The sequence below is a fragment of the Nocardiopsis algeriensis genome, assembly GCF_014203695.1.
In the GTDB taxonomy this organism is placed as follows: Bacteria; Actinomycetota; Actinomycetes; order Streptosporangiales; family Streptosporangiaceae; genus Nocardiopsis; species Nocardiopsis algeriensis.
Window position 1 is genome coordinate 283,704 of record NZ_JACHJO010000004.1, and the last position, 16,041, is coordinate 299,744.

Below are 16,041 nucleotides of genomic sequence, written 5' to 3' on the forward strand. Positions count from 1 at the left end.
GTCGGCCTCCGCCCGGCCCGTGCGGTCACGGGCCGGGCGGAGAGCGGCTCAGGCCGTCTCGTCGGCCAGGGCGCGGTCGGAGGCCTCCGTGCGCCGGGAGACCGTCTCGGTGAGCTTGCGCGAGAGCTCCTGCGGGGTCAGGCCCTGCTGCTGGAGGATGGTGTCGCGCTTGGCGTGGGAGAGGAATTCCTGCTCGATGCCGAAGGTGCGCACGGGCACGTCGACGTCGTGGTCGCGCAGCAGGCGTGCGACGGCGTCGCCGACGGCGCCGGTGCGGCCGTTGTCCTCCACGACCGCGACGACGCTGTACCGGGCGGCCTCGGCGACGAGCGCCTCGTCCAGCGGCTTGACCCACAGCGGGTCGACGACGGTGACGCCGATGCCCTGGGCACCGAGGCGGTCGGCGGTCTCGCAGGCGACATGGGCCATCGTGCCCACTCCGACGATGAGCAGGTCGTCGGCGTTGCCGCTGTCGGAGGCGCGTCGCAGCAGGTCCATGGAGCCGAGCTTGCCGACGGCGGGCAGTTCCTCGGCGACGGCGCCCTTGGGGTAGCGCACGACGGTGGGGGCGTCCTCGACCGCGACGGCCTCGCGCAGCAGGGTGCGCAGGCGCTCGGCGTCGCGGGGGGCGGCCAGGCGCAGCCCCGGTACGACCTGGAGGATCGACATGTCCCACATGCCGTTGTGGCTGGCGCCGTCGTTGCCGGTGACGCCGGCCCGGTCCAGGGCGAAGGTGACGCCCTGGCGGTGCAGGGCCGCGTCCATGAGCACCTGGTCGAAGCAGCGGTTGAGGAAGGTGGCGTAGACGGCGACCACGGGGTGCAGGCCGTTCATGGCCATGCCGGTGGCCGCGGTGGCGGCGTGCTGCTCGGCGATGCCCACGTCGAAGATGCGGTCGGGGTAGGCATCGGCGAACTTGTTGAGGCCGGTGGGGTGGAGCATGGCCGCGGTGATGGCCACCACGTCCTCGCGCTCGGCACCGATCTCCACCATGGTGTCGGCGAACACCGACGTCCACTTGAGGACCTTGGGTCCGGACCTGGCCTTGCCCGTGGCCACGTCGAACGGGCCGGGGGCGTGGAACTGGTCCTCCTCGTGGTTCTCGGCCGGCGCGTAGCCCTTGCCCTTCTGGGTGAGGACGTGGACGATCACGGGACCGCCGAAGTCGCGGGCGCGGCGCAGTGCCTTCTCCAGCGCGGGCTCGTCGTGGCCGTCGATGGGGCCGAGGTACTTCAGGCCGAGGTCCTCGAACATCATCTGCGGCTGGATAGCGTCCTTGAGGCCCTTCTTGAGGCCGTGCAGGGCCTCGTAGAGCGGCTGCCCGACCACGGGGGTGCGGTTGAGGGTGGTCTTGGCCAGGTCCAGGGCCTGTTCGTAGCCGGGGGCCATGCGCAGGGAGGCGAGGTGGTCGGCGAGGCCGCCCATGGTGGGCGAGTAGGAGCGCCCGTTGTCGTTGACCACGATCACCAGGCGCCGGTCCTTGCGCTCGGCGATGTTGTTGAGCGCCTCCCAGGCCATGCCTCCGGTGAGGGCCCCGTCCCCGATGACCGCGACCACGGTGCGGTCGCGCAGGCCCCGCACCTCGTTGGCCTTGGCCATGCCGTCGGCGTAGGACAGGGCGGTGGAGGCGTGGGAGTTCTCGATGAAGTCGTGTTCGGACTCCTCGCGCGAGGGGTAGCCCGACAGGCCGCCCTCGGACTTGAGGTCGGTGAAGTCGTGGCGGCCGGTGAGGACCTTGTGCGCGTAGGCCTGGTGGCCGGTGTCGAAGAGGATGGGGTCCTTGGGGGAGTCGAAGACCCGGTGCAGCGCGATGGAGAGCTCGACGACGCCGAGGCTGGGGCCCAGGTGTCCGCCGGTCTGCGCGCACGACTCGATCAGGAAGGTCCTGATCTCCTGTGCCAGAGCAGGGAGCTGTTCGGCCGGGAGCCTCTTGAGCGCTTCCGGATTGTGTATCGACTCGAACAGTGTCACTGTCTCGTCAGTCCCCTCGTCCAGCGTGTCGGTCGGAGCCCTTCCGGTCCCGTGTGCGTGGACCGGTCTCGGCTACCGGCAGGTATACATACCCGAGTTTATGGGGCTCCGTCCATGGTCTTGGCGCGGCAGGGCCGTATGGCCGGCGGCGGACCAGGAAATCCGGTTCCCCGGTTGTGCGCGTACATTACTCGCTTTGTCCCGCAGGGTGGACCCCGACGCTACCCGAGAAGCGCCTGCGCCAGGAGGAAAAGCGCCGAGGTGCCGACCACCGCGAGCATCGCCGCCCGGAGCCGGCCGGCGTCGACGCGGCGGCGCAGGGCCCCGCCGAGCAGGAATCCCAGCGCGAGGAAGGGGGTCGCACCCGCGCCCAGGGCGACGGCCCGCACGTCCAGCTGCCCGCCCAGGGCCAGGCCGGTGAGGGAGATCGCGGCACCGCACAGGAAGAAGGCGGCAAGGGTGGCGCGGACCCGGGCGGGCGGCTCGTGCTGGTAGAGCAGGGCGATGGGCGGTCCTCCGATGGAGGTGGCGGTGCCCGCGACGCCCGAGAGGGTGCCAGCCGCCACCAGCGACGCCGGGGTGATGCGCACCCGGACCGACCACAGCGAGAGGACGACGGCGAGCAGGACCATCGCCCCGATCGTCCCGGCCAGTGCCCGGGGGTCGAGCACCGAGACCACCCACACCCCGGCCACGGTTCCCGGGACGCGCGCGGGCAGGCCCCAGGCAAGGGCCCTCAGGTCCACGTTCCGCCACTCCTGCAGGAGGGTGAGCACCGGCAGGGCGACAGCCGTCACCAGGAGCGCGCCGGGCATGACGGTCGGGTCCAGGAGCGAGACGACGGGCGCCGCGACCATTCCCAGACCGAGGCCGACCGTGCTCTGCACGGCGGCCCCGGCCAGTACCGCGAGCGCGGTGAGGGCGAGGAACGTCCAGGCCTCGCCCTCACCGAGAACCCCGTGGCCACTGGGAGAGAAGAGTTCTACGGGCACGGTGAGGACGTTACACCGCATTTCGTCCGATTTTCGTCACCAGGTCGGAACATGGGACGGCCGGTCGGGTTCTGCCCTCCTGATGCTGTCCACGTACTCCAGGGCCCGCTCCGGGTGCAGGAACCACTCGATCAGCCCCATGGGATCGCTGAAGGAGTTGGCGAAGCGGTCGGCGGTCTCCTGGTGGCGGGAGGCGAGGCGGTACAGCTCCCACACGTGCGGCGGCCCGGAGAGCATGACGCGGCTCCAGGCGGTCACCTGGCGGGCGCGGAGCCAGTAGTCGGAGAACGCCTGGCGCATGAACGCCTCGTCGAAGGGGCGCATGCCGTGGTCGACGATGGCCCGGCGGTAGACCTCTGCGGCCGTGGAGGCCATGTTGGCGCCCTGGGCGGTGATGGGGTCGTTGCTGACCACCGCGTCGGCCATCCCGAGGACCACTCTCCCGCCGGGCGTACGGGCCACGGGCTCACGCACCACCGGCGTGTATCCGCCGCTGAGCGAGGCCTTGGGGTCGGCGGGGCGCGCACCGGCGAAGCGCTCGTACTCCCAGGGAGCGTGGCGGCGCACCACCTCCAGGAGGTTGGCCAGCACCTCCTCGGCCGGGGCGTCGAAGGGCAGCGGGCGGTCCAGCGGGCCGCCGGGGACCGCCTCGACCATGAGCGCGTCGCAGACGCCGTTCAGGGAGAGGGTGGACAGGCTGAACACCTCTCCCGCCCCCGGGACGATGCTGCGGGCCAGGATCGGGCCGTCGGGGTGGGGCGCCGCCCCTGACGTGTAGACCAGCGACAGCGAGCGCTGGGGTGCCCGGAAGGGCGAGCGGGAGGTGTCGCGGGGAAAGATCTCCGACAGGCCGCCGCGGCCGGTGGCCACGACGACGAGCTCGTGATCGGCGGCCAGAAGGTCCAGCTCCTCGGCCGCCACCTGGTGGCGGACCAGCTTGCCGCCGCTCCGGGCGAAGAGCTCCATCCAGGCCGCCATCTTCAGGCGCTGGTCGACCGACCGGGCGTGCTCGTCCAGTCGCCCCACCCAGGCCAGGGAGGGTTCGCGACCGCCCGAGGGATCGGCGACGCGCACGCCGACACCGTGGACGGTGGGCGCCTCGCCGTCCCAGAAGGAGAGCCCGTGGCGGCGCTCCCGACGCAGCGCGGGCCCGAAGAGGCACTGCGTGGAGGCCACACGTCCGGCCCTCAGCTCGTCGGGGCCGGCTGCGGTGGCCAGGGTGACGTCGTAGTCCTCGGACAGCAGTCCGAGGGCGAGTTGGAGGCCGGACTGCCCTGCTCCGACGACAAGGATCTTTCGCATGGTCTTCTTTCTGGGGCCGCACGTGCGCACAGCGGCCCGTGGCGGACTTCGGTCGGTCGCGGTGAACCTAACAGCAGCCGGGTAAACGCTGTTTTCACCCCTCTTTGCCGGGACCTTCGGCCCTGTTCGCCCGGGACCTGGGCCCCTGCGGCCCCGGCCGCGAGGAAGACGCCTCCGGCGCCCCGGGCGCCCGAGGCGCATCGGGGCGTTCCCGCAGTTCACATGCGTCACAGAAGCATTTGATGTCCCGTTCGAGGGTGGAGAGGCGCCCTACCCCCACCGCAGCGGCCGGCTCGCCGCACGGGGAGGCCATATCCGTTCGACACAGCAGGAAAAAAGTGCCCGAAGTCACAAATGTTCACACGCGAGCGCGGCACAGGAAAGGCCCCGGTCCGGACGACGGGGTCCGGACCGGGGCCGAGCGGGGCGGCCAGGAGTGGAGGGGCCGCCCCGGGGAGGGGAGGGAAGCCGGTGCACCGGGGAGGAGCGGCGCACCGGCTGTCAGGCTCCTCCCCTGGCGTGGGTCTTGCGCCCTCGGCGGGAGGCCGCGTCCATGACGACCGCCACCAGCAGGACGGCCGCGGTGATCATGAAGCGCACCGAGGTGTCCATCTGGAGCAGCAGCAGGCCCGAGGTGATGGCACCCAGCACCAGGCCGCCCAGCAGGGCCGAGTAGGCGTTGCCCCGACCTCCGAAGAGGCTGGTGCCGCCGATGACCGCCGCGGCGATGGCCATCATCAGCTCGGCGCCGTCACCGGTGGACACGCTCGCCGCGAAGTTGCGCGAGACCAGCAGGATCCCGCCCAGGGCGGCGAGGGCCGAGGCGATGCCGAAGACCGAGATCCGGACCATGTCGACCTGGATCCCCGCGCGGCGGGCGGCCTCGGCGTTGCCGCCGACCGCGTAGACCATGCGGCCGTAGCGGGTCTTGCGCAGCACCAGGTCGAGGACGACCACGGTGCCGAGGAAGATCAGGAAGGCCAGCGGGACGCCCTTGTACTGGTTGAGCACCCACACCCCTCCCAGGATCGGCAGGGCCAGCAGGGCGGTGCGCAGGAGGATCTCGGCCGGCGGCTTGTAGGGCAGCCCGCTGCTGCGGCGCCGCCGCTCGGCCGTCAGGACCGACACCACGTACAGGCCGATCGCGAGGGCGGCCAGGCCCCAGCCCACGACCGGCACGAAGTAGGTCTGGGTCAGCATCGCGATCGCCCCGTTGGGGCTGGTGTTGATGGTGCCGTCCGAGCCCATCAGGTACAGGTGCACACCCTGCCAGCCCAGGAGGCCGGCCAGTGTGACCACGAAGGCGGGCACCCCGACCTTGGCGAAGACGACGCCGTGGAGCAGGCCGATGAGCAGGCCGACCGCGATCGCCGCGAGGATCGCCAGCCACTCGGGCATCCCCTGCTTGACCGCGAGCACCGCCAGTACCGCGGCGGACAGGCCCGCCACCGACCCGATGGACAGGTCGATCTCACCGAGCAGCAGCACCATGAGCACGCCGGCGGTCATCAGGCCGATCGCGGCGATCTGGACGGTGAGGTTGGACAGGTTCTGCGGAGACAGGAACCGGTCGTTGAGCGACTGGAAGACGATCGCGATCAGCACGAGGCCGATGATGACGGGGAAGGGTCCGAGCTCCCCGCCGCGCAGGTTGCGGCGGGCGGCCTGGAGCCACCCCTTGGGCGAGGCGACCGTGGTCAGCAGGCGCGGGTCGCGCGGGGCCTGCGGAGCGGCCGCGCCCTCGGCCTTGGAGGCGTCGATCTGCTGGGTCATCACTTGTCCTCCGTGGCCGGCACCGGGGAGGCGGTGCGCTCCGAACGGCGGCTGACCGGGTTGTCGGCGGCACCGGTGATGGCTGCCACGATCTCCTCGTAGCTGGTCTCCGCGATGGGGAAGTCCCCGGCGTTGCGGCCCAGCCGCAGCACCACGGCGCGGTCGGCGACCGCGCGCACGTCGGCCATGTTGTGGCTGATCAGGACCACGCCGTGGCCCTGGTCGCGCAGGCGCTCGATGAGGTCGAGCACCTGGGCGGTCTGGGCGACGCCCAGGGCCGCGGTGGGCTCGTCGAGCATCACCACGCGCGGCTGTCCGAGGAGGGAGCGGGCGATGGCGATGATCTGGCGCTGGCCGCCGGAGAGGGAGGCGACCGGGACGCGCAGGCTGGGGATCCTGACGGACAGGGAGTCCAGCAGCTCCATCGCCCGGCTCTCCATCTCGACCTCGTCGAGGGTGCCGGGGAAGTGCAGGCTCTCGTTCCCGAGGAACAGGTTGGCGACGATGTCCAGGTTGTCGCACAGGGCGAGGTCCTGGTAGATGGTCGCGATGCCGAGCTTCTGGGAGTCGGAGGGGGAGTTGATGGAGACCGGGCGGCCGTCCCAGCGGATGGTGCCGCCGCTGTCGGCCGGGTGGGCTCCGGAGATGACCTTGACCAGGGTCGACTTGCCCGCGCCGTTGTCTCCGAGCAGGGCGACGACCTCGCCCTCGCCGACCTGGAAGTCGACATCGCTCAGCGCGCGGACCGCCCCGAAGGTCTTGGAGATCCCGGAGAGTTCCAGGACTGGTGTGCTCATGGGTTCGCTTCTCTTCTCTCGTCCCGGGCGGGGCAGGGCCGGGGCCCCGCCCCGCCCGGGGCGTCGCGCCGGCTGCCTACTGGGCTTCCTTGCAGAAGTCGGTGTCGGCGTAGTCGTCGGTGCAGATCTCCTCGATGGAGTAGATCCCGTCCGAGACCACCGTGTCGCCGATGTTGTCGACGGTGACGGCGACCGGGTCCAGCAGGACGGCCTGGACGGTCTCGCCGGCCGCGTCCTCGACCTCGACGAGGCGCTCCTCGCCCAGCTCGGGCTCCTCGCCGGTGGCCAGGGCCACGGCCATGGCCGCGGCGATGCGGGCCTCGGGCTCGATGGCCTTGTAGACGGTCATGTACTGCTCACCGGCGGCGATGCGCTGGATGCCCGCGAGCTCGGCGTCCTGTCCGGTGACCGGCGGCAGGTCCTCGACGGACACGCCCGCGCTGCGCAGCGCGGAGATGATGCCCGAGGCCATGCCGTCGTTGGCGGAGTAGACACCGACGATCTCGTCCACGCCCAGGGCGGTGATGGCGCCCTCCATCTGGGCGTTGGCCTGGTCGGGGGACCAGTCAGGGGTGTCGAACTCCTGGCCGATCTCGATCTGGCCGTCGAGGATCTCGTGGGCGCCGGCCTTGAAGTCGGCGGCGTTGGGGTCGGTGGGCGAACCGTTGATCATGACGATCGAGCCGTCACCGGTGTCGCCCTCCTCCTCCACGGCCTCGAGCAGGGCCTCGGCCTGGACCTGGCCGACGCGGCGGTTGTCGAAGGAGACGTACATGTCCACGCCGCCCTCCGCGAGGCGGTCGTAGGCGACCACGGGAACACCCTGGGACTTGGCCTCGGCCACGGTACCGGCGGCGGCGGCCGAGTCGACGGCGTCCAGGACCAGCACGTCCACGCCCTCGGTGAGCATGGCCTGGGCCTGGGTCTGCTGCTCGTCCACGTCCTGGTCGGCGTTGGCGTAGGACAGCTCGCAGTTGGGGCAGTACTCCGCCAGCGCCTCCTCGAAGAAGGGCTTGTCGAAGGCCTCGTAGCGGGCGGTCTGGAGTTCGGGCAGGAGGAGGCCGACGTGGAAGCCCTCCTCGACGGTGTGGGTCTCCCTCTCGGCGTCCTCACCGCTGGTGGTGAGCGAAGCGCAGCCGGAGACGAGGAGGGCGAGCGCGGCCCCGGCCGCGGCGAAGCCGCCGGCGACCTTGCGCTGGTGAACGGTGCGTGTACTCACGCTGTACCTCTCATGTACGGGGAATGGTGTGAACTCGCGAGTGATGGTGTGAAGTCAAACCCCGACCCCGGCTTGCCGTCAACTCCTGAACACATAACTGAAACATCACGGATATTGCGTTCACACGTTTAAGTCATGATACGTGCAGGTCAGAGCGTATGTGACCTACGAGGCACACATCAACATCGCACGGCAAGAACATGCACGGACACGTACAGTGTTCACATATCGCCTCGCCCGCAGGCGCGGGAAAGGGCCTTTTCCCAGCTCTGGGCGACTCAGCCGATACGGACCGCAGCCATGCGCAGGGCCCCGCGGAGCGACGCGTCCCGCCCGATCCCGCTGGGTACCAGTTCCAGCCGTTCCAGGGCGCTGCCCAGCGCCCCCATCTCCATCGACCGGTACATCGGATCGAGGAGGAGGTCCCCGGCCTCGGAGAGGGGGCCTCCCACGATCACGCGCTCGGGGTTGAACAGGTTCGCCATGATCGCGACCCCCTGCCCCAGCGCGTTGCCCGCCTCGGCGACGACGCGGCGGCAGCCGGGGTTCCCCGCCCGCGCCGCGGCCACCAGGTCCTGGATCCGCGCCGGTTCCGGGCCCCGGGCGATCTCGGCGGTCTGGGGCAGCATGTCCAGCAGGTAGCGGGAACCCACGAAGGTCTCCAGGCAGCCGCGGTTGCCGCACCTGCACACCTGGCCGCGCGGGTCCAGGGCGATGTGTCCGACCTCCCCGGCGGTGCCGCCCGCACCGCGGAAGAGCTGCCCGGCCACGACGATGCCCGCGCCCACCCCTTCGTTGATGACCAGGTGGATCACGTGTTCGGCACCCGCGCCCGCGCCGCCGTGCTGCTCGGCCAGGACGGCGAGGTTGGCGTCGTTCTCGGCCACGACCTCCACGCCCAGCCGTTCGGACAGGGCCTCGGCCGGACGGAAGCCCGCCCAGCGCGGCACGCAGGAGATTCCGCCGACCTCGCCGGTGCCGGGGTCGACCGGTCCCGGTACCGAGGCCACCACCAGCGACACCGAGGACAGGTCGATGCGCGAGCGCATCAGGGCCGTCTCGACCAGCCAGGCCGCACGGCGCACGCTGCGGCCGGGATCCGCGGCCACGTCGTAGGCGATCTCCTCGCGCGACAGCATGGTGCCGCCGCTGTCGCCGATCGCGACGGCGACGCGCCCGGCGGTGAAGTCGACGGCCGCGACCGCGCCGGGTGACCGCACGAGGGTGACGGCCCGGGCGCGCCTGCCGTTGGAGGAGGTGTCCCGGACCGAGACGGTGCCGACCGCGCGCAGGCCGCGCACGATGTTGGAGACACTGGCGGCCGAGAGCCCGGTGGCCCGGGCCAGCTCGGCCTGGGTGAGGGTGCCCTCGCTGCGCAGCACCTCGACCACGCGGCGCTCGTTGGCCTGGCGCAGTGCGGACTGGGAACCCGGTGTCACTACGGTTTCGGTCACCCGTGCCCCCTGCGTTCTGTCGGCTCGACGGCGCTGCTCGCCCGTTGCGTGGAATGCTACAAGCATTGAAGGCAAGCGGAAACGAGGGCCTCCGAAGACCCCGCGGCACTCCGGGGACCTCCTCGGCCCTGTTCTTCGGATCATCTCGGGCTGCACGGCCGCCGGGCGCCCCCTTGCCGCGCCGGAGAGCGTGCCGAGCCCACCAGGCCGAGCTGCGCTCCCCGCCTCGCAAGGGCACGCCTGGCCGGCCGCTCGCCGGAGGATCGGCTCCGCCGACACGGCGAGAGCATCCACACAACAGGTCCTAGAGTTCAGGCGTGACCGTACCCTGTATCCGCACCGGCGAGGACCGGTGGGAGGAGCGCCTGGCCGACGCCGTGTCGGCGGTCGGTGCCCGCCGCCGTACGCGTGTCGTGGCCTTCGAGGGCCACTCGGGCTCGGGAAAGAGCACCGTGGCCGAGAGGCTGCGCACCGTGCTGGAGGAGCGGGGCGAACCCGCGGCCGTGGTGGCGATGGAGGACCTCTACCCGGGCTGGCACGGCCTCGGGGAGGCTCCGGGGCTGCTGCTGGAGTGGGTGCTCGTCCCCCTGGCCCGCGGCGGCCGGGCCGCGTGGCGGCGCTACGACTGGTCCCTGGGGCGCTTCCTCGACGGGTGGACGGAGCTCGACGCGCGCGTCGCGGCGGGCGGCACCTTGATCGTGGAGGGGTGCGGTTCGGGCGCCGCCTCCGTCCGCCCCTTCCTGGACCTGCTGGTGTGGGTGCGGGCCCCGCGCCGGGTGCGGGCCGACCGCCTGGACGTTCGAGCGGACGCGGACGCCTACGCCCCCCACCGCCGGACATGGGCGGACCAGGAGAGGGCCTTCCACACGCGGGACCGCCCCCGCGACCACGCGGGCCTGGTCGTCGACAACGGCCGGCCCTCCCCCGCGCCCGTCAGCCGCCGGTGATGCGGCGGGCGGTCGCCAGGTCGCCGCGGATCCTCTCCACCCCCGAGGTGAGCTGGGGCAGCTGGCTCCCCACGTGGGTGAGCTCCATCAGCCGCTGGTTGCGTACGGCGAGGTTGCCGTACCCCACCCGCAGAACGATCGAGAGCACGGCCGTCGCGGCCAGACCGAGGACGGAGAGCAGGATCAGCAGGTCGCCGATCAGCGCGGGAAACCAGCTGCCCTCCAGGAACAGGGACGAGAACATGTGCAGGAACATCCCCGCCGGAAAGCCCCAGAGGGCGAGGTTGCAGTAGCGGCGGATCCGGGTCATCTGCTGCTGCTGGGCGACCCTGCCGGCCAGGGCCTCGTGCTCGGAGGACACCTTGGCGAAGCGCTCCTCCCAGTAGCGGCGCTCGCGGGCCAGGGTCTGGAGGAGCGGCAGGGAGGTGTAGACCACCGCCGCGTACCCGGCGGCCTCCGCCTCCGGGGAGCTGCTCACCCTCTGCCAGAGGATGTCGACCCATTCCTGGGCCCCCGGGTCGCTGGCGGCGGGCGGAAGCATCCGCTCGGGGTGCAGCAGGAAGGTGAGGACGAGGACCGGGTTGACGGCACCGGCGGCCTTCCACCCCGCGAGCTGCCCGGTCAGCTCCTCCCGGAAGGCGCTGCCCGCACGCTCCGCGGAGTCCAGCTGGTCGGCGAGCCGGCGGAGGGTCTCCTGTTCGACACCGCGGTGGAGCGCCATGGTCCGCAGTACGGCCGGGCGGGCCAGGAGCGCCATCTCGTTGGAGACCGGTTCCCCGGTGAGGACCGGCCGGGGGTCGGTGAAGATCTCGCGGAGCTCCGCGACGGTGGCGCCGCGGCCCCGGAAGACCGGCGGCAGGTCGGGGCGCAGCTGGGCGACGAAGGAGGCCAGGGAGAGGTTGGCGTCGCCCGCCGCGCGCCGGAACAGCGAACGGTCGACGGTGGTGTCCCCCAGGTCGTCGACCAGCCAGGCGCCCAGGGCCGCCCGCTCGACGGGGTCGCCGAACACGCGCACGGCCATGCTCCAGTTGCTCTGCATCGCCTCGGCGAGGGAGCCGGGGTCGGTGAACCGGATGCCGTCGAAGTGGTAGGGCGGCCTGCCTCCGACCGCCGCACCGGAGGGCGTCGGGGGCTCTCCCCAGGAGGGGCTTCCGGACGGAGGAGGCATGCCGGGGGCCGGGGCTCGGCCCTCCTGCCCCGTCTCCCCGCCGGTGTAGGAGGTGGTGGGGAACACTCCGCCCGGTGGTGCCACCCGCGTGGGGTCGACCCCCTCGGCCGGGGCCACCCGCGTGGGGTCGATCCCCCCGGCCGGGGCCACCCGGGTGGGGGAGAGCCCTTCCGGAGGCGCCGTGAGGGTGGCGGCCGCCTGTCGCACACCGGTACGGGTCCCGCCCCCGGAGATGAGGAGGTCGAGCAGGGCGGAGGCCTCCGGACGCCGCCGGGGGTCCTTGTCCAGGCAGCTGCCCACGATCTGGAGCAGCGGTTCGGGGAGACCGCCCAGCTCGGGCTGCCCGCCGAGGATGCGGGCGATCCTGGAGGCCTGGGTCGGGCCGGGGAACGCCTCGTGGCCGGTGGCGGCGTAGACCATCACCGACCCCCAGGAGAAGATGTCCACGGCAGGGGTGAGCCGGATGCCCTCCAGCTGTTCGGGGGCCATGTAGCCGATGGTCCCCACGACCCCGCTGGCGGTCACGGAGGTGCTCTCCACCGCGCGGGCGATTCCGAAGTCGATCACACGCGGACCGTCGGCGGCCAGCATGATGTTCTCCGGTTTCAGGTCCCGGTGCACCACCCCGGCGGCGTGGATCGCCGCCAGTGCCGTGGCCGTGCTCACCGCGAGCCGGTGCAGCTCGGACCCGCTCCGGGGCCCCTTCTCCTGCACGAAGTCGTGGAGCGTGGGGCCGTCGATGTACTCGGTGGCGATCCAGGGCCGGGGCGCGTCGGGGTCGGCGGCGAGGATCTCCGCGACGCAGAAGCCGCTCACCTTGCGTGCCTGCTCCACCTCCGCGGCGAAGCGCCGGCGCATGTCGGCGTCGCCCGCCCAGGAGGCGTGCAGCATCTTCACCGCGGCCCGGCTCCCGTCCGGGGCCTCTCCGAGGAAGACCTCGCCGAACCCGCCCCGGCCCAGCGAGCGCACGAGCTGGTAGTCCCCGACGACACGCGGTGACTCCGCCGTCCCGTTCCCGCCCTGCGGGTCGGCCATGGAAAGCTCCCTCTGTCCATCTCTTCCGTCGCACCCTCTACGACGGTTGGAACTATAACGGGGTTTCGGACACCTGGGTGCGGGCCCTCACACCGCGCCGCGCCGGTGTTCTCCCCGCTGGATCCGCGCCACGAGGTCGTCGGTGAGCGTCCCGTATCCCGTGGCCGCCCACACGCTCCGCTCCGCGGGGACCTCGTAGTAGGGAACGGTGGCGCCGTCGTGTTCGGCAGGCAGGACGGTGGGCCGGACCCGGACCCGGACCGCACGGGCGCAGTCCGCGCACAAGGGGACGCGAATGCTGTGCGTGCCGCCGAACTGGCGCCACTGCACGGGCCTGGTGCCGCTTCCGTGCAAGGGGTCGGCGTAGCAGGGGCGGCGCGGAGTGCGCAGGCCGGCCAGGGCGTCCTCGGCCAGGTCGAGCAGGACGAGCACGCCGACGGCGTCGGGCAGGTTCGTGCCCTCCCGCAGCATCCGGTCGTGGACGGCGGCCGCGGCGTCCCGGGCGTCCAGGGCGCGGGAGAGGCGCTCCGCGGGGACCCCCCGGGCAGAGCTCAGCCGCTCCCCGAGTTCGACCAGTTCGCGGCCGCCGCGGTCCACCAGCCTCTCCAACCGGGCCCGGTCGGCGTTGGCGAACGCCGCGTGCTGGGGAAGCCCTCGCAGGACACCGCGCCGGGTGCGCGCCCCCAGGGCACGGCCGACCAGGAGCGCCGCGGCGGCCGCCAGGAGGACGAGGAGGAGCACGCCCGTCCAGAGCGCCCACCGGGGCAGCGCGAACAGGAGACCGTGGGAGGGGCGGCCCTCCTCGTACACCTCTCGGGCGGCGTGGTAGGCGGCCTCGGGGTCCGGGGAGTAGGCGGCGTCGAGCGCCGCGTCGACCTGCTCGACCGGGCCGCCGTCGAAGCCGGTGCCGTAGCTCGCGGCGAGGGCTCCGTAATAGGCGGGCGAGAGGCCCTGCGTACCGAACCCGGTGCCGGTCAGCTGCTCTCCCCCGTAGACGAGGTAGTGGGCCTCTCCCCCGCCCCTGCGGTCGTGGACCGCCGAGGCCAGGGCCTCGGGGTCCCCGTTCCAGGGGTCTCCCCGGGTCAGGGGCACCGCGATGACGTACAGCTCCAGGTCCTCGGCCCCGATGCGCGCGGCGACCCGGTCGCGCTCGTCCTCGGGAAAGGCCGTCCCGTAGGCGGGGTCGACGTGGACGGGCACCCCCTCCAGGGCCTCGGCCACCGCCTGTGCGGGCGAGACCGCGGTGTCGGCCGCCGCGGGTGCGGGCAGCGCCGCCAGCAGGGCTGTGGCCGCGGCGGCCGCGAGCGTCCTCTCAGCGGACACGGTTCTCCTCCAGGACGAGTTCGATCATGCGCTCGGGGCGCCGGGCTCCGAAGGCATGGGTGATCCAGGGGCTGTCCCCCTCGTGCGTGTAGGGCGTGAAGGCGCCGCCGGGGCCCCGCAGGGACAGGACCGCCGTCCGCCTCCGGGCCTCGGTGAGCTCCGCGCAGTCCCGGCACACCCGGGCGGCGCCGGCGGCACCTTCCCCGCGGGTCCGAACGCGCTCGGTCGCGGTCCCGTGGAGGGGGTTGACCTCGCACGGCCTGCCCCGGACCGGGGCGCCGGGCTCCCGTGCCGCGGCCAGGACCCGGCGGGCCAGTACGGTGGCGCCGACCAGGTCGAGCGGTCCGGGATCGCGCTCGGCCACCAGGAGGGCGGCCTCGGCCTGGGGCATGAGGGAGGCGGGGATCCGCTCGGCGCCGGGCGAGGACAGCAGCCGGGCCAGCCGCCGGCACTCGGCCCCGGCCAGGCGCCGCAGGCGGCGGGTCCCCGGCCTGGAGCCGATCCGGCGCCGCACTCCCCGCAGGACACCGGCCGCGACGCCCAGGACCGCGACCGCGAGCACCCCCAGGAGCGGACCGGCCCCGAAGAGCCCTCCGAAGAGACCGCTGGAGAAGCGCTCGCCGCGCGGACGCGGAACCGAGGGTTCGGACTCGACCAGGGGCGGCTCCTCCGGCCCGCCCGGATCGGTCTCCACGTCCCCGAGGGCTCTCACGGCTGCGGCCAGTGCCTGGGCGGGGGTGTCCGCCTCGATGTCGTGGACGGCGTTCCACACGTCGTAGGGGTCGGTACCCAGCCCGGTGGCGTGGGCCCCGATCTCGACCCCTTCGCCGTGGGAGCGGTGGCGGACGACGAGGTGGACGCCGTCCCTTTCCGACAGCGAGGCCAGGGCCGCGGCCAGCAGCTCGGGGTTGCCGCCGGCGTCGTCGCCGGGTCCCATCGCCAGCACCGCGGCGTACACCGGCGGCTCCGCGGTGGCGATCAGGTCGGCCGTCTCCGCCAGGCCCTCTCTCCGCACCGGCGCGAGGGGGTCGACGTACAGGGGGTCCCCCTCCCACTGCTCCAGCACGTTCTCCGCGCGGGCCGTGGAGACCACGTAGGGCGGTCCGGCCCTCGCCTCGTCCTCCGGGTCGGGGGTCTCGTGGCGGCCGGCGGGAGCCCGCACCATGTATCCGTGGGGCACCGCCACGGCCGCCGCGGCCAGGCCGGCGGCGAGCACGGCGATCAGGGCCGCACGGCCCCGCGAGCCCCCGCCGGCCCTCTTCCTTCCCCGGCCGGCCCGCCACGCGAGGACACCGCCGACTACCAGGACGAAGCCGGCGGTGCCGCCGGCCAGCATGCCGAGGTTCTCGGGGCCGGTGTAGGACGTGGGGTCGAGGTCGTCCAGGAGGTACCGCAGGGTGCCGGGTCCTCCGTCGTAGGTGTACTCGCGCGCGCTCTCCGGGTCGGCCGCGATCTCGGCCAGCACCCCGACGACCTCGGTCGCGGGGGTGTCGTACTCCAGATCGGGGTGCAGCTGCACGGCCAGGCGGATGTCCTCGGCGGGCAGGTCGACGCCGTGGGCCGCCAGCTCCAGGTCGGTGCCCCGGGGGCGCAGGCGGAGGTAGAGGCCCTCTTCGCCGAGCCTGTCGTACAGGGCGGGCACCACCGTGTCCCCGCCCCACCGGGCCTCGTGCCCCGGGAAGGGGCTGACCACCGCGTAATAGGGGATCCCCAGCGGGGACAGGGCCTCGTGCACGGCCCGCGCGATCTCCTCCGGGGAGGAGGCGCCGCCGGTGGCGGCGTCCACGACGACGGCCGCGCCCTCGGGTTCCTGCGCGAGCAGGGCGGCGTAGTGGGCGGCGGGAGTGGTGTGCTCGGCGGACGGAGGGGGCGGGGGTGAGGACTCAGCGCGGGCGGGGGCGGGGGCTGCCAGGAGGGCGAAGAGCAGCGCGGCGATCCCCCGTGCGACCTGGGTGGGAACAGGCATGGACCGAGCATAAGGGGCGTACCGAGCGGGGGAAGAGCCCGGCCGCAGGTCAGGGGCCCTCACGAGCGGGCCCCCGCGCCGGCGGCGGCGCGGG

11 protein-coding genes are annotated in these 16,041 nt (G+C 73.0%); 1 reads left to right on the forward strand and 10 read right to left on the reverse strand.

What is annotated here, in order from left to right:
• Positions 1–48: 48 nt before the first annotated feature.
• From dxs to FHS13_RS07875, 7 genes are all read right to left on the reverse strand, one after another.
• Positions 49–1,971 carry a 1-deoxy-D-xylulose-5-phosphate synthase gene (dxs, locus tag FHS13_RS07845; protein ID WP_184289846.1) on the reverse strand — a complete coding sequence of 641 codons (1,923 nt, stop codon included), beginning with the start codon at positions 1,969–1,971 and terminating at the stop codon, positions 49–51.
• Between the two features lie 221 nt (positions 1,972–2,192).
• Positions 2,193–2,963, reverse strand: coding sequence for a sulfite exporter TauE/SafE family protein (locus FHS13_RS07850; RefSeq protein ID WP_343064943.1), 771 nt, complete (start codon positions 2,961–2,963; stop codon positions 2,193–2,195).
• Positions 2,964–2,999: 36 nt separating this feature from the next.
• A complete protein-coding gene (locus FHS13_RS07855) occupies positions 3,000–4,265 on the reverse strand; it encodes a styrene monooxygenase/indole monooxygenase family protein (protein WP_184289852.1) in 1,266 nt (421 codons plus the stop codon).
• A gap of 501 nt (positions 4,266–4,766) precedes the next feature.
• Positions 4,767–6,038, reverse strand: a complete 1,272-nt coding sequence (locus FHS13_RS07860) for a sugar ABC transporter permease (RefSeq protein WP_184289855.1) — start codon at positions 6,036–6,038, stop codon at positions 4,767–4,769.
• Positions 6,038–6,835, reverse strand: a complete 798-nt coding sequence (locus FHS13_RS07865; protein ID WP_184289858.1) for an ATP-binding cassette domain-containing protein — start codon at positions 6,833–6,835, stop codon at positions 6,038–6,040. The genes FHS13_RS07860 and FHS13_RS07865 overlap by 1 nt, the downstream gene beginning before the upstream one ends.
• A gap of 76 nt (positions 6,836–6,911) precedes the next feature.
• The gene (locus tag FHS13_RS07870) at positions 6,912–8,054 is read right to left on the reverse strand and encodes a substrate-binding domain-containing protein (protein WP_184289860.1); all 1,143 of its coding nucleotides are present in this window, start codon (positions 8,052–8,054) and stop codon (positions 6,912–6,914) included.
• A gap of 278 nt (positions 8,055–8,332) precedes the next feature.
• Positions 8,333–9,508 (reverse strand): ROK family protein, encoded by a 1,176-nt coding sequence (locus FHS13_RS07875; protein WP_184289862.1) that lies wholly within the window; start codon positions 9,506–9,508, stop codon positions 8,333–8,335.
• 317 nt (positions 9,509–9,825) lie between these two features.
• On the opposite strand from FHS13_RS07875, the gene FHS13_RS07880 reads away from it, so the two are divergent.
• The gene (locus FHS13_RS07880) at positions 9,826–10,455 is read left to right on the forward strand and encodes an AAA family ATPase (protein ID WP_420221934.1); all 630 of its coding nucleotides are present in this window, start codon (positions 9,826–9,828) and stop codon (positions 10,453–10,455) included.
• Here the strand turns inward: FHS13_RS07880 and FHS13_RS07885 are convergent.
• The 3 genes from FHS13_RS07885 to FHS13_RS07895 form a co-directional block, all read right to left on the reverse strand.
• On the reverse strand, positions 10,442–12,658 hold the full coding sequence (locus FHS13_RS07885; protein ID WP_184289865.1) for a serine/threonine protein kinase: 2,217 nt from the start codon (positions 12,656–12,658) through the stop codon (positions 10,442–10,444). The genes FHS13_RS07880 and FHS13_RS07885 overlap by 14 nt on opposite strands.
• Positions 12,659–12,745: 87 nt before the next feature.
• On the reverse strand, positions 12,746–13,981 hold the full coding sequence (locus FHS13_RS07890) for a hypothetical protein (protein WP_184289868.1): 1,236 nt from the start codon (positions 13,979–13,981) through the stop codon (positions 12,746–12,748).
• Entirely contained in the window at positions 13,971–15,947 is a 1,977-nt protein-coding gene (locus FHS13_RS07895; RefSeq protein WP_184289871.1) for a hypothetical protein, read from the reverse strand. The genes FHS13_RS07890 and FHS13_RS07895 overlap by 11 nt, the downstream gene beginning before the upstream one ends.
• Positions 15,948–16,041 lie beyond the last annotated feature (94 nt).

Coding starts and splice junctions, on each gene's coding strand:
- FHS13_RS07895 (WP_184289871.1), bottom strand. CDS start 15,947: ATGCCTGTTCCCACCCAGGTCGCACGGGGGATCGCCGCGCTGCTCTTC.
- FHS13_RS07865 (WP_184289858.1), bottom strand. CDS start 6,835: ATGAGCACACCAGTCCTGGAACTCTCCGGGATCTCCAAGACCTTCGGG.
- FHS13_RS07885 (WP_184289865.1), bottom strand. CDS start 12,658: ATGGCCGACCCGCAGGGCGGGAACGGGACGGCGGAGTCACCGCGTGTC.
- FHS13_RS07855 (WP_184289852.1), bottom strand. CDS start 4,265: ATGCGAAAGATCCTTGTCGTCGGAGCAGGGCAGTCCGGCCTCCAACTC.
- FHS13_RS07860 (WP_184289855.1), bottom strand. CDS start 6,038: ATGACCCAGCAGATCGACGCCTCCAAGGCCGAGGGCGCGGCCGCTCCG.